15 protein-coding genes and 2 pseudogenes are annotated in these 11,743 nt (G+C 69.7%); 7 read left to right on the top strand and 10 right to left on the bottom strand.

Annotated elements, in window-relative coordinates; genetic code table 11:
- Nucleotides 1–274: 274 nt before the first annotated feature.
- On the bottom strand, nucleotides 275–712 hold the full coding sequence (locus ACGFWI_RS08025; protein WP_393905058.1) for a GNAT family N-acetyltransferase: 438 nt from the start codon (nucleotides 710–712) through the stop codon (nucleotides 275–277).
- A gap of 236 nt (nucleotides 713–948) precedes the next feature.
- On the opposite strand from ACGFWI_RS08025, the gene ACGFWI_RS08020 reads away from it, so the two are divergent.
- The 5 genes from ACGFWI_RS08020 (at nucleotide 949) to ACGFWI_RS08000 (ending at nucleotide 4,749) form a co-directional block, all read left to right on the top strand.
- Complete coding sequence (locus tag ACGFWI_RS08020; protein WP_393905057.1) at nucleotides 949–2,064, top strand: PQQ-dependent sugar dehydrogenase; 1,116 nt, start codon at nucleotides 949–951, stop codon at nucleotides 2,062–2,064.
- 360 nt (nucleotides 2,065–2,424) lie between these two features.
- Nucleotides 2,425–2,964: a methylated-DNA--[protein]-cysteine S-methyltransferase gene (locus tag ACGFWI_RS08015; protein WP_393905056.1), complete on the top strand. Its 540-nt coding sequence runs from the start codon at nucleotides 2,425–2,427 to the stop codon at nucleotides 2,962–2,964.
- A gap of 45 nt (nucleotides 2,965–3,009) precedes the next feature.
- On the top strand, nucleotides 3,010–3,570 hold the full coding sequence (locus ACGFWI_RS08010) for a hypothetical protein (RefSeq protein WP_393905055.1): 561 nt from the start codon (nucleotides 3,010–3,012) through the stop codon (nucleotides 3,568–3,570).
- Between the two features lie 282 nt (nucleotides 3,571–3,852).
- Nucleotides 3,853–4,479 (top strand): alpha-ketoglutarate-dependent dioxygenase AlkB family protein, encoded by a 627-nt coding sequence (locus tag ACGFWI_RS08005; RefSeq protein WP_393905239.1) that lies wholly within the window; start codon nucleotides 3,853–3,855, stop codon nucleotides 4,477–4,479.
- A 36-nt stretch (nucleotides 4,480–4,515) separates the two neighbouring features.
- Nucleotides 4,516–4,749, top strand: coding sequence for a DUF2277 domain-containing protein (locus tag ACGFWI_RS08000; RefSeq protein ID WP_393905054.1), 234 nt, complete (start codon nucleotides 4,516–4,518; stop codon nucleotides 4,747–4,749).
- 170 nt (nucleotides 4,750–4,919) lie between these two features.
- Here the strand turns inward: ACGFWI_RS08000 and ACGFWI_RS07995 are convergent, their stop codons facing one another.
- The 3 genes from ACGFWI_RS07995 to ACGFWI_RS07985 form a co-directional block, all read right to left on the bottom strand.
- Nucleotides 4,920–5,537, bottom strand: coding sequence for a flavin reductase family protein (locus ACGFWI_RS07995; RefSeq protein WP_393905053.1), 618 nt, complete (start codon nucleotides 5,535–5,537; stop codon nucleotides 4,920–4,922).
- 193 nt (nucleotides 5,538–5,730) lie between these two features.
- Nucleotides 5,731–6,054, bottom strand: a complete 324-nt coding sequence (locus ACGFWI_RS07990) for a hypothetical protein (protein ID WP_393905052.1) — start codon at nucleotides 6,052–6,054, stop codon at nucleotides 5,731–5,733.
- Nucleotides 6,051–6,587, bottom strand: a complete 537-nt coding sequence (locus ACGFWI_RS07985) for a phosphoribosyltransferase domain-containing protein (protein WP_393905051.1) — start codon at nucleotides 6,585–6,587, stop codon at nucleotides 6,051–6,053. The genes ACGFWI_RS07990 and ACGFWI_RS07985 overlap by 4 nt, the downstream gene beginning before the upstream one ends.
- A gap of 60 nt (nucleotides 6,588–6,647) precedes the next feature.
- Here ACGFWI_RS07985 and ACGFWI_RS07980 point away from each other — a divergent pair.
- Nucleotides 6,648–7,294: pseudogene (locus tag ACGFWI_RS07980) on the top strand (HD domain-containing protein).
- A 129-nt stretch (nucleotides 7,295–7,423) separates the two neighbouring features.
- Here ACGFWI_RS07980 and ACGFWI_RS07975 read toward each other — a convergent pair.
- Together ACGFWI_RS07975 and ACGFWI_RS07970 are read right to left on the bottom strand one after the other, a co-directional pair.
- Nucleotides 7,424–7,633, bottom strand: coding sequence for a hypothetical protein (locus ACGFWI_RS07975; protein WP_393905050.1), 210 nt, complete (start codon nucleotides 7,631–7,633; stop codon nucleotides 7,424–7,426).
- Nucleotides 7,634–7,652: 19 nt separating this feature from the next.
- Nucleotides 7,653–8,270, bottom strand: a complete 618-nt coding sequence (locus tag ACGFWI_RS07970; protein WP_393905049.1) for a TetR/AcrR family transcriptional regulator — start codon at nucleotides 8,268–8,270, stop codon at nucleotides 7,653–7,655.
- Between the two features lie 84 nt (nucleotides 8,271–8,354).
- Between ACGFWI_RS07970 and ACGFWI_RS07965 the strand changes: the two genes are divergently transcribed.
- Nucleotides 8,355–9,086: an SDR family oxidoreductase gene (locus tag ACGFWI_RS07965; protein WP_393905048.1), complete on the top strand. Its 732-nt coding sequence runs from the start codon at nucleotides 8,355–8,357 to the stop codon at nucleotides 9,084–9,086.
- Nucleotides 9,087–9,353: 267 nt separating this feature from the next.
- Here ACGFWI_RS07965 and ACGFWI_RS07960 read toward each other — a convergent pair.
- The 4 genes and pseudogenes from ACGFWI_RS07960 to ACGFWI_RS07945 form a co-directional block, all read right to left on the bottom strand.
- Nucleotides 9,354–9,809, bottom strand: a pseudogene (locus tag ACGFWI_RS07960) (GNAT family N-acetyltransferase); the annotation flags it as partial.
- 2 nt (nucleotides 9,810–9,811) lie between these two features.
- Nucleotides 9,812–10,225: an arsenate reductase ArsC gene (locus ACGFWI_RS07955; RefSeq protein ID WP_393905047.1), complete on the bottom strand. Its 414-nt coding sequence runs from the start codon at nucleotides 10,223–10,225 to the stop codon at nucleotides 9,812–9,814.
- Nucleotides 10,218–11,339, bottom strand: a complete 1,122-nt coding sequence (gene arsB, locus ACGFWI_RS07950) for an ACR3 family arsenite efflux transporter (RefSeq protein WP_393905046.1) — start codon at nucleotides 11,337–11,339, stop codon at nucleotides 10,218–10,220. Before arsB ends, ACGFWI_RS07955 begins: the two co-directional genes overlap by 8 nt.
- Nucleotides 11,336–11,737 (bottom strand): ArsR/SmtB family transcription factor, encoded by a 402-nt coding sequence (locus ACGFWI_RS07945; RefSeq protein WP_393905045.1) that lies wholly within the window; start codon nucleotides 11,735–11,737, stop codon nucleotides 11,336–11,338. The genes arsB and ACGFWI_RS07945 overlap by 4 nt, the downstream gene beginning before the upstream one ends.
- Between the last annotated feature and the right edge of the window lie 6 nt (nucleotides 11,738–11,743).

Genomic DNA, 11,743 nt, shown 5'->3' with positions numbered 1-11,743 from the left:
CTACATCCCCCGGGTGGTCGTGGCTGTGGGGCGTGGGGGGGGGGGCCCCCCCCCCCGGGGCGTGTGCCACCAGCAGGGCCAGTGGGCGGCGCCTCGCAGTTACTCCCCGTCCTGGAACGCATCCGCGGCGGCCGCCGCGGTGGCGGACACCCCCGCACCCGACCGAACTTCCGGGCCGTGGCCACGAGGTTCGACAAGCGCGCCTACATCTTCCGCGGCACCGCCACCGTCGCCTCGATCCGACACTGGCTTCGTTCGTGAGCCCGGACAGACCCTAAGTCAGGGGGTAGTCGTAGCGTACGAACCCCTTGAAGCTCGCCACCTTGTCGTACAGCGCGCGGGCGGCGGTGTTGCTCTCCTGAGTGGTCCAGTACAGGAGCGAAGCCCCCTGCTCCCGAGACACACTGGCCACCTTCTCGATCAGCATCCGCGCCACGCCCTGGCCGCGCGCCGCCTCGTCGACGAAGAGGTCCTGGAGATAGCAGCTGTCCTCCATCCAGAACGTTGCGTGGAACAGATAGTGCGCGATGCCGACCAATTTCCCTTCTGACAACGCACCGATGCCGTGGAACTCCGTGCCACGCCGTAGCCGCTGCCAAGTCTCCTCATACCCCTCGTCCGGTACCGCGGTGCGGTAGAACGCCTTGTCACCGCGCGCCAGCACTTCCCAGACGGCGCGATCCTCCTCGCGCAACGCACCAATGTCGATCACGGTTGCCCCTCCTCGCACGCGAGCTACTAGCTGACTGACGGTCCACCGGACGCTGCCCAGGCATCAACTCCCTTTGCCGACGGGGCAGATACCTCCCGTCTTCCAGCCTTGACCCTCACCCCGCGGCGCAGTAGCTTCCGGGGCCGAACGGCAGGAAACTTTCCTATCAGTTCGGCGCCGCCGAATGCTCGTCCCCGAGGGAACGCCCCGTCGCCTCTTCCTGGCTGGAGGACTCCATGCACCTGCGCACCAGAGCCGCACGCCCCACCACATGGACCGTGGCGGTCGCCTCCGCCCTGGCCGCCGGACTTCTCGTCGCTGCCTCCGGCACCGGCAGTGCCGCCAGTCCGGGTCACGTGACCGGAAGCCGCGCCCTTGCCTCCGAGCCCGGCTCCCCCAAGACCGTCTCGTCGGGCTGGTCCATCCCCTGGGGCCTGAGCTGGCTGCCGGACGGGTCCGCCCTGCTCACCGAGCGCGATGCGTTCAAGGTCTACACCCTCACCCGGGACGGCACGAAGCGGCAGGTCGGCGAGGTCCCGAACGTCGTCACCACGGGCGGCGAGGGTGGGCTACTGAGCATCGCCGTATCGCCGTCCTGGGGGACCGATCACTACGTGTACGTGATGCACACCGCCGCCGAAGGTAACCGGATCGCGCGCATGACCTTCGATGGCAGCACCCTCAGCGACTACAAGGTGCTGGTCGACGGCATCAAGAAGAACACGTACCACAACGGCGGGCGCATCAAGTTCGGGCCCGACGGCTACCTCTACGCCACCACGGGCGACGCCCGGACCCCCGATCTCGCCCAGGACAAGACCTCCCTCAACGGCAAGATCCTGCGGATGACCCCCGAGGGAAAGCCGGCCCCCGGCAACCCCTTCCAGTCTCTGGTCTACTCCTACGGCCACCGCAACCCCCAGGGCATCACCTGGGACGCCCAAGGCCGGTTGTGGGAGGGCGAGTTGGGCGACAGCAAGTACGACGAGCTGAATCTCATCGAGCCGGGGAAGAACTACGGCTGGCCCCAGTGCGAAGGCAGTTGCTCGACCTCCGGGATGACCAACCCCAAGCGTCAGTGGCCCGTCGCGGAAGCCTCGCCCAGCGCGGTCGCCTACGCCGACGGGGCGATCTACATGGCCGCACTGCGCGGCGAACGCCTGTGGCGCATCCCGGTCGACGGCACCAACACGGGCACCCCGAAGGCGTATTACACCCACGACTACGGGCGGCTGCGTACGGTCGAGTCCGTACCCGGCACGAAGTCCCTGTGGCTGACCACCACCAACGCCGACAACAGCGGCGAGGGCGAGCCGGGCTCCGACAAGGTGTTCCAGATCGACCTGAGGTAGCTCCCGATGGAACACGTCCGGCGTGTCGGCCACTGCCGGTGCGGCGGGTCGACACGCCGGTGATCCGTACGCGGTGGGTGGTGACGAGCGATCGGTGGTGATCGATGGTGATCGGTGAGTGGCTGGTGGTCGGTGGCCGGCGAGTGGCCTGTGGTTGGTGGGTGATCGATGGGCCGTCGCTGGCGGCTCGCGGCTCGCGACTGGCGACTGGCGACTGGCGACTGGCGACTGGCGACGGGCGACGGGCCAGCAGCGCCCAATCGTGACGTCTGATTTCCGCCAGCCGAGCCGCGGCCGAACCTGCAGACTCGAGGAATAAAAGCGAGGAATGAAAGCAGCGAACACGAACAAGGAAGCGCCATGATCTCCTCCGCGGCAACCACCGCCACCACCAGGTACACCACCCTCGACAGCCCCATGGGCGAGCTGCTGCTCGTCGGCGAGGAATCGTCCACCGCGCCCGGCGGCACCGCCCTGACCGCCCTCTCCATGCCGGGGCAACGGGGCGCCGCCACCGTACAGCCGCACTGGCGCCGCGACCCCCGCTCCTTCGCCGAGGCCGCCCGTCAGCTCCGCGCCTATTTCGCCGGCGAGCTCTCCCGCTTCGAGCTGGAGTTCCGCACCACCGGTACGGAACTCCAGGAGCGCGTCTGGCGGGACCTGGAAGCGATCCCGTATGGCACCACGACCACCTACGGCCGGCTCGCCGAGGCCATCGGCGTACCGCGGTCCGACGTACGGGCCCTGGGGGCCGCGATCGGCGCGAATCCCCTGCTGATCCTGCGCCCTTGCCATCGTGTGATCGGCGCGGATGGCACCATGCGCGGCTACGCGGCGGGCGTCGAACGCAAAACCGCGCTGCTCACGCACGAGGGCGCTCTCCAGCCCACGCTCCTCTGAGCCCGGCCACGGCCCGGCACCCCCTCCCTCATGGCCCCTTCCCTCATGACCTCTCCCCTCATTTCCCCGGCGGAGGCGGCCGCGTACGGCGACCTCCCCTCCCCCGCCCCGCACACCGACGCCGAACTCGCCGCCCTGCTGGACCTGTTGACCGCGCCCCGGACTCGTATCGCCACGGTGGTCGTCGGGCACGGCCGGGACACCGCGTCGCGCTCGGCAGCGGCAGCGTTTGCCGAAGCATGGCGTGCCCACGGGCGGCTGCCGGCACTCGCCGTCGTCGACTGGCCGGAGTCCGCCGCGTCCTGGCTCCGTGCGGCCAACCGCTTCACGGCCGAGGAGCCCGACGCCTGGGTGGTGGCCGCCGCACCTCTCGGCTGGGCCCAGATGAGCCGCCGGCTGCGCCACAGCACCGACTGGGACCCGGCACGCACCTACGGCTTCGCGGCTCTCGGCGACTCCCGCGTACCCGCCCTGGCGGGCCCGGAGACGCTGCAGGGCATGCGCGGTGTGGCCGCGGACGGCAGCACCTGGACCATCGACCGCGGCTGGGTCACCCAGCAAGTAACCGGCCCGTCGGCCGACGACTCACCCCGTGGGACGCTGTAAACAGCGAGCGATGAGGCAAGGCAGGAGCACATGAGCACGCCACTTCCCGGCTTCGAGGACTTCGGCGATCCGGCGGGTCCCATAGGCGCCGGTGTGCCTGACGGATCGGGCGGGCCTGACGGACGCGGTGGGCCCGGTCGACGTCAAGGAGCACGAAGCGGCGACGCCGCCGAGCTGCCCGGCGAAGGACCCGACGGCACGGCCCCGGGCGCCGCGCGCCGCCATGGGCTCCTCCACCCCACCACGGCCGACGGGCACCACGCCCACGCCGACCGCCGGGAAATCGCCCCCGGTGCCGTCCACGTCCCCGGCTGGCTGACCATGGCCCAGCAACGCGAGCTCGTCACCGCGTGTCGCGGCTGGGCACGCGGCCCGGCCCCGATCCGGCACACCAAGCTTCCGCGCGGCGGAGTGATGTCCGTCCAGACCGTGTGCATCGGCTGGCATTGGCAGCCGTACGCATACACCCGCACGGCCGATGACGTGAACGGCGCCCTGGTAGCCGAATTCCCGTACTGGATGGTCGAGTTGGGCCGTCGCGCGCTGGTCGAGGCGTATCAGGACGACGCCGCGGGCGACGACTACACGCCGGATACCGCACTGATCAACTTCTACGACGGCCAGGCGAAGCTCGGCATGCACCAGGACAAGGAAGAGCGCTCCGGCGCGCCGGTGGTCTCCCTCAGCATCGGCGACACCTGTGTCTTCCGGTTCGGCAATACCGAGACGCGCACCAAGCCGTACACCGACGTCGAGCTGGCCTCCGGTGATCTCTTCGTCTTCGGCGGACCGTCGCGTTTCGCGTACCACGGAGTGCCCAAGGTCAGGCTGGGCACCGGCGACCCGGCGTCCGGCCTGACCGGCGGTCGCCTCAACATCACCATGCGGGTGACCGGACTCGACGGATAGGCGGATATCGGCCACACCCCGAGGCAGACTGGACTCATGTGCCGCAGCATCAAGACCCTCCGTCCGCCCACCACCCCCGAGGTCTCCGACGAGGACATCCGGGCCGCGGCCTTGCAGTACGTCCGCAAGGTCTCCGGATTCCGCGCCCCGGCCGCCCACAACCGCGAGGTGTTCGACCAGGCCGTGGACGCCGTGGCGGCCGCGACCCAGGAACTCCTCGACGGCCTGCAGATCCGCGGCTCCGCCGCCCGCCCGCATTCGCAGGTCTGAACCACCGGCACCGGCATCGCCGGCACCACTCGGCAACGCCCCTAGCCGGTGGGTGATCGCGCGGACACCGACCGTGCGCGGAAGGGAAGGGCTCCAGACGCGCGGCTCACCCATGCCAGGCTCCTGGGCCTCCCCGGTCCTGCGGGCGGGCTCGGCTCCCCGTCCGCTCCCTATCGATCGCCCGCCGGCCCCCGCCAGTCCGCATGCCGAATACGGGAGATCTCCCGTACGCCGCCGACCGTGCCCCATTCATCCTTCCCCAGCCGCGACAGGGGCTTCAGCCTGGCGATCTCGGGATGCCCGTCGACCAGCACGTCCTGCGATACGGCCGCATGCACCACGCGCCCGAACACGATGGTCGAATCCCCGATGCCCAGCGTGCTGTGCACCTCGCACTCCAGCGCCACCGGCGAGGCCGCCACCCGCGAAGGCTTGACCCGCAGACTCGGCTCGACAGCGATCCCGGCCGCCTCGAACTCGCTCACCCCGTGCGGGAAGTCGGTGCCCGTGTCATTGATCTGCTCAAACAACCCCTCCGGCGCGAAGTTGACCACGAACTGCCCGGTCGCCTCGATGTTGCGCAAGGTGTCCTTGCGTCCGACGGAGCTGAACTGCACAACGGGCGGCGCGACGCTGGCGATCGTAAAGAAGGAGTGCGGGGCCAGGTTGTGCGTGCCGTCGCCCGAGACGGTGGACACCCAGGCGATCGGCCGCGGCACCACGGTGGCGGTCAGCAGCTTGTAGAACTCGTTGCGGGACATGGCAGCGGGATCGAAATCAGTGCGCATGGTGATCAGTATCCAGGTGCGTGGCCGCGGACCGTACAGCGGATCCACGGCACCACCAAACCCCTGAGTTCGGCGGAGAGCGCCCGGTATCGGAGCCACCGAGCACCAGGAGCCGACACAGTGCCATCAGCAGCCCCCGCCGTCTGGGAGGACTTCGAGGTCCCCGCTCATGCCCGCGGCGGACAGGTCACCCTCAACCTCCACGATCACCTTGCGCCGCGTACGCGCCAACCGCCCGCACAGTCACGGGGATCGAACGCAGGCGCAGCCAGTCGAGGAGCGCCCGGACGGTCGACAGGGCGAGGAGAGTATCCCCGAGCTTCCCCTCGAAGGCCACCTCGATCTCGCCGCATCCGCTCAGTCGGTCGACGAGTGCGGCGGCGGCAGGCACAGGGAGCGGCGCGCCGACGGGGACGTCGTCACGGTCGTACCCCAGCGGCGTGGTGTGGACAGAGGCAGCGGGGATGGCCTCCGAGCCGGAATGGAACCGGACTCCCGCCGATGTAGCCGTGGTCATGCCACCCCCTCGATCGTGGTGAGGGAGATCAGCGGCAGGCCGAGGCCGGTGAGCAGGTCGCGGGCTCCCCGCGTTGTGTCTTCCACGAGGCAGACGGCAGCCAGCGGGACGGCGCCGGCCTCTTGGAGGCGGCGGGTGAGGTCGGCCAGCGTGCGGCCAGTGGTGATCTCGTCGTCGACCAGGACGATTCGCTGTCCAGGGGCAATGCCATAGGCGAAGACGTCCGTGCGCATCGCGTGGGGCTCGCTGAAGCGGACTGCGCCGTCGAGGGGAAGATGCAGCTTCCAGGCGATCTTGTAGGGCAACTTCGCAGCACCGGCGAGGGAGACGGCGGGCAGGATGCCGCCGGCATCCAGGCCGAGGAGGAAGTCCATGGATTCGAGCCCGAACGGCACCTGTTCCTGTAGACGCCGCCACAGACGGGCCCCGGTGGTGGCGAGGGCGTTCGGGTGGACCGGTTCCTCCAGGCCGTCCAGGGAGTGGACGACGCGCTCGCGGCGGCTGGTGACACCGACCCCGAGGCGTTCGAGCAAGCCGACCGAGCGAGCAGGCGGGCCGTAGGAGCAAGCCGACGGAAAGAGCAGGTGGTTGCGATGACGGATGACTTCTCCACACCGGCCGGGGTGCGTGTGCCGGACTCGAAGCTGGCGCGGGAAGCGACCGAGCTCGTACGGGACAGCACCAGTGAATTGATCTACGACCACTCGCGCGTGTGTACTTTTTCGGCAGCCTCCAGGGGCGCAACCGGGATCTCAGCTTCGACCCCGAGCTGCTCTACATCGCGGCCATGTTCCACGATCTGGGCCTGAACGAACCGTTCCACGGAAGCGGGCGGCGCTTCGAGGTGGACAGCGCCGATGAGGCCCGCCACTTCCTGCAGGCTCACCAAGTTCCGGAGGACAGCATCCGACGGGTGTGGACCGCCGTCGCCCTGCATACCACCCCGGGCATCCCCGAGTTCATGGAACCGGAGGTGGCACTGGTGACCGCAGGCGTGGAGTACGACGTCCTCGGCATCGGCTACCACGACATCGACGAGGCGGACCGCGCCGCGGTCGTCGCGCTGCACCCGCGCCCCGGCTTCAAGCCGCGCATCCTGGAGGCATTCGTCGACGGAATCCGGCCCAAGCCACAGACCACGTTCGGCAACGGCAAAGCCGACGTCCTCGCACACTACGTGCCCGGCTTCGAGCGCGGGGACTTCGTACGGACCATCCTGGACTCCCCCTGGGCCGAATAGCCCACCAGCGAACCACGACGACCGCAAGATCCTGTCACCACGCCCATATTCACTCCAGGTTTTGGAGCTCTGGTAGTCAGCACGCCTGATTCCGGTGCTGGTTCGGTGCTGACTTTTCTCAGGGTGGCTTCAAGTTCCCGAAGGATGCGGGCTGTCGGTAATGCCCAGGATCCAGGCAGCTCGTTCGGGTAGGTCCCGGATGGCCCCGTTGGTCGGGGCGATGCTCATCGCGCCGAGCAGTTTCACTCGCCCGATCGCCAGGTTCCGCAGCGACGCCGTTTTGCCTACCTGCTTGGCATGCGGCGAACCGTCAGAAGGTGGTCGGCGAATGGTGACCACCGCAGCTCCCGGCCGGTGTTCACGTCGCGTTGCCGCGCAGCAGCGCCGTCGCCGCGCGCGTGGCGCGGGTGGCGACATCCTCGGGGGAAAGGCGGGAGCCGGTCAGGAAGTCCTCCGCGTCCAGGGTGATGTAGCCGTGGGCCAGGCAGAAGAGCTGTTCGAGCAGGAGCAGTGCCCGGGAAGGGTCGGTGTGGCCCGCCCGCCGGGCGAGATCGAGCAGCAGCGTCATCAGGCCGCGGCCGGCCCGGGCCAGGTCGGCGTCACGCAGCAGCCTCAGCTCCCGGGCGAAGATCACGTCAAGGCCGGCGCCGCGGTCGGACACGTGGCGCACGTATGCCCCCGCGGTGACCGCGAGCCGGTCGATCGGGTCGGGGCCGGCCGTCTGCGCGGCGGTCTCCATGGCGCGGGTGAGCTCGTCGGCGGCCTGTGCCGCGACGACGGCGAGCAGCGCCTCCCGGTTGCGGAAGTGGCGGTACGGGGCGGCGGTGCTCACCTTGAGCCTGCGGGCGAGTTCGGCGACGGAGAAGCCGGCCATCCCCTTCTCGGAGAGCAGCGCGAAACTCTCGGCGATCAGCGCCGAGCGGAGCTGTCCCCGGGCGGGACGCCCAATGCCCGCCCCAACTGCGGCCTCGGCCACTCGACCCACCTGCCTTGACCAGAAGTAAGAGGCCTCTTACTGTAAAAGTGATAGCCCTCTTACTTCTAGTGCTGGAGGTCGCACGTGACAGGGATCGACGGCAAAGTGGTGGCCATCACGGGCGCGGGCAGCGGGATCGGCGAGGCGAGCGCACTGCTGCTGGCCTCGCGCGGTGCAAAGCTCGTCCTCGGAGCGCGTCGCAGCGACCGACTGGAAGCGCTCGCCGCCCGCATCGAGGCCGAGGGCGGCACAGCCGCCTGGACGACGACGGACGTGCGTCGCCGCGGCGACCTCGCGGACCTGGTGGCGTGCGCCCGCGAGCGCTACAGCGCGCTCGACGTCCTCGTCAACAACGCCGGGATCGGCCCCATCTCCCCGTTCGACGAGCTACGCGTCGAGGACTGGGACCAGATGATCGACGTCAACTTCCGCGGCGTGCTGTACGGGATCGCCGCAGCACTCCCCGTCTTCCGCGAGCAACGCAAGGGGCAGTTCGTCAACGTCGTCTCGACCGCCGGGCTGCGCATCGTGCCGAACCAGGCTGTCTACGCGGCGACGAAGAACGCAGTCCGCACCCTCTCGGAGGGACTGCGCCAGGAAGCCGGGCCCGACCTGCGGGTCACCATGGTCTCGCCCGGCTACGTCGGGACGGAGTTCGCCGACTCGGTCACCAGCCCCACCGTCAAGTCGCAGGCCCCGACGGTCGACTTCTCCCTCGCCCCCGACGACATCGCCCGCGCTGTCGCCTTTGCGATCGAGCAGCCCTCGAACGTCGACGTCGGCGACATCGTCGTCCGCCCCACGGCCCAGGGCTGACGCCTCGCGGACGGCAGTTGACGGGGCAACAGGTAGGGCACGGGACCTGTGATCATCGTGGGTGTCGAAGCCAGCTGATCACGAAGAGGTCCCGTGCCCGCCGCCCCATCCTCCCCGGTCCCTGCCGTCCTGGCCAAGCTCGGCCCCCTGGACGAGGAGGACACCGGCCGCCTGCGACGCCATCTCGAGCGCGTCCCCGACCCGCGCTCCCGCCGCGGACGCTGGTATCCCCTGACCGGCATTCTGCTGATCTGCGCCTGCGCCGTTCCCGTGGTGACGGCCGATGCGCTCACGGGTGCCGATGACGCGGAATCCGGCCCGGGTGTGCAGGGCGAGGCTGGCGGTGTTCTCGGGGAAGATGCCGGACTGCACCGTCCAGATTCCGGCTGCGTCGGTGGAGGCGAGCAGTGCCTGAAGCAGGGTGAGCCCCACCCCGCGGCGGCGGGCGGCGGGGTGGACGTAGAGGGAGTGTTCGACAACACCGGCGTACGCGCATCGGTCGGAGACCGGGACTACGGCGGCCCAGCCCATTACCCGGCCGCCGGTGTCGAGGGCGACCAGGCGGTGCTCGGGAAGCTTGGCGGCATCGAACACCTCCCAGGTCGGGGCGGTGGTCTCGAAGGTGGCGTTGCCCTCGTCGATGCCGAGCTGGTAGATGGTCAGGACTTGGTCGGCGTGCTCGGCCCGCATGGCGGTGACGCTCACGGCGGTGGCGGTGCTCATGGTCAGGCCTGGATGCCGAGCTCGGCGAGCAGACCGCGCACCCGGTGCTCAATGTCGTCGCGAATGGGTCGGACGGCGTCGACGCCCTGGCCCGCGGGGTCTTCGAGCTTCCAGTCCAGGTAGCGCTTGCCGGGGAAGACGGGACAGGCGTCCCCGCAGCCCATGGTGATCACGACGTCTGAGGACTGCACCGCCTCGGGCGTGAGCACCTTCGGCCTCTGGGCGGAGATGTCGATGCCGACCTCGGCCATCACCTCGACCACCGCCGGGTTGACGGCGTGGGCGGGGGCAGAGCCGGCCGAGCGGACCTCCACCTTGTCCTGGGCGAGGTGGGTGAGGAAGGCGGCGGCCATCTGGGAGCGGCCGGCGTTGTGGACGCACACGAACAGCACCGACGGCTTATGGGAGTCAGTCACGGGCGGGCACCTGGAGGCTGGCCGGCTCGGCGGCCGGGGCGGTGTGGGGGAAGAGGCGGCGGGCGGCGAGGGCGACATAGACGAGGCCGATCAGTACCGGCACCTCGATGAGGGGGCCCACGACGCCGGCCAGGGCCTGGCCGGATGTCGCGCCGAAGGTCGCGATGGCGACGGCGATGGCGAGTTCGAAGTTGTTGCCGGCCGCGGTGAAGGCCAGCGTTGTGGTGCGCGGGTAGTTCAGGCCGACGGCCTTGCCCAGGGCCATGGAGCCGACCCACATGAGAGCGAAGTACACCAGCAGGGGCAGCGCGATCCGGGCGACGTCGAGAGGCTTGGAGGTGATGGCGTCGCCCTGGAGGGCGAAGAGCACGACGATGGTGAACAGCAGACCATAGAGGGCGAAGGGCCCGATGCGGGGCATCAGCTTCGTCTCGTACCAGGTGCGGCCCTTGGTCTTCTCGCCCAGGCGGCGGGTGAGGAAGCCTGCGGCCAGGGGGATGCCGAGGAAGATCAGGACGCTGCGGGCGATCTCCCACACCGAGATGTTCAGCCCGGTCTGTTGCAGGCCGAGCCAGCCGGGCAGGACGGAGAGGTAGAACCAGCCCAGCAGGCTGAAGGCCAGGACCTGGAAGACGGAGTTCAGGGCGACCAGGACGGCGGCGGCTTCGCGGTCGCCGCAGGCCAGGTCGTTCCAGATGATGACCATGGCGATGCAGCGGGCCAGCCCGACGATGATCAGCCCGGTCCGGTATTCCGGCAGGTCGGGCAGGAAGATCCACGCGAGCGCGAACATCACGGCGGGGCCGAGGATCCAGTTGATCACCAGTGAGGGGACCAGCAGGCGGCGGTCGCGGGTAACGGTGTCCAGGCGGTCGTAGCGGACCTTGGCCAGCACCGGATACATCATCACCAGCAGTCCGAGTGCGATCGGCAGTGAGACGCCGGTGACGGTCACTTTTGCCAGCGCGTCCCCCAGGCCGGGCGCCAGTCGCCCCAGGCCGAGTCCGGCGCCCATGGCCAGCAGGATCCACACGGCCAGGAAGCGGTCCAGGAACGACAGGCGGGCCGCGACGGGCCCCGCAGGCGCGGTCCGCGCCGTCGCCTTCGCGGTCATGAGGCCGCCCCTGCAGGCGTCTGGGCGGGCTGGGCGAGGGGCTGGCCGGCGGGCCGGGTCAGGATGCCGGCGAGACGGTCGGTCATCTCCGGCAGCAGCCAGTAGTACACCCATGTCCCGCGGCGTTCGCAGTCGATGAGTCCGGCCTGCCGCAGGTGCTTGAGGTGGTGGGAGATCGTCGGCTGGGCCAGGTCGAAGGCAGGCGTCAGGTCACACACGCACACTTCGCCGCCGGCCCGGGAGGCGATCATCGACAGCAGTCGCAGCCGCACCGGATCGGCGAGGGCTTTGAAGACCTTCGACAGCTCGGTGGCCTGCTCTTCGTCCAGCGGCGCGGTCAGCAGGCCCGGGCAGCACTCCTGGGCCTGGCCGAGCACCTCAAGCTCTTGATTCGACATGCGTCT

Source organism: Streptomyces sp. NPDC048434, assembly GCF_043200375.1.
In the GTDB taxonomy this organism is placed as follows: Bacteria; Actinomycetota; Actinomycetes; order Streptomycetales; family Streptomycetaceae; genus Streptomyces.
This window is presented reverse-complemented; position numbering and strand designations above follow the sequence as displayed.

Excerpts from the sequence above, each read along its gene's own strand:
- ACGFWI_RS08020 (WP_393905057.1), top strand. The coding sequence starts at position 949 with ATGCACCTGCGCACCAGAGCCGCACGCCCCACCACATGGACCGTGGCG.
- ACGFWI_RS08015 (WP_393905056.1), top strand. The coding sequence starts at position 2,425 with ATGATCTCCTCCGCGGCAACCACCGCCACCACCAGGTACACCACCCTC.
- ACGFWI_RS08010 (WP_393905055.1), top strand. The coding sequence starts at position 3,010 with ATGACCTCTCCCCTCATTTCCCCGGCGGAGGCGGCCGCGTACGGCGAC.
- ACGFWI_RS08000 (WP_393905054.1), top strand. The coding sequence starts at position 4,516 with ATGTGCCGCAGCATCAAGACCCTCCGTCCGCCCACCACCCCCGAGGTC.
- ACGFWI_RS07995 (WP_393905053.1), bottom strand. The coding sequence starts at position 5,537 with ATGCGCACTGATTTCGATCCCGCTGCCATGTCCCGCAACGAGTTCTAC.
- ACGFWI_RS07990 (WP_393905052.1), bottom strand. The coding sequence starts at position 6,054 with ATGACCACGGCTACATCGGCGGGAGTCCGGTTCCATTCCGGCTCGGAG.
- arsB (WP_393905046.1), bottom strand. The coding sequence starts at position 11,339 with ATGACCGCGAAGGCGACGGCGCGGACCGCGCCTGCGGGGCCCGTCGCG.
- ACGFWI_RS07945 (WP_393905045.1), bottom strand. The coding sequence starts at position 11,737 with ATGTCGAATCAAGAGCTTGAGGTGCTCGGCCAGGCCCAGGAGTGCTGC.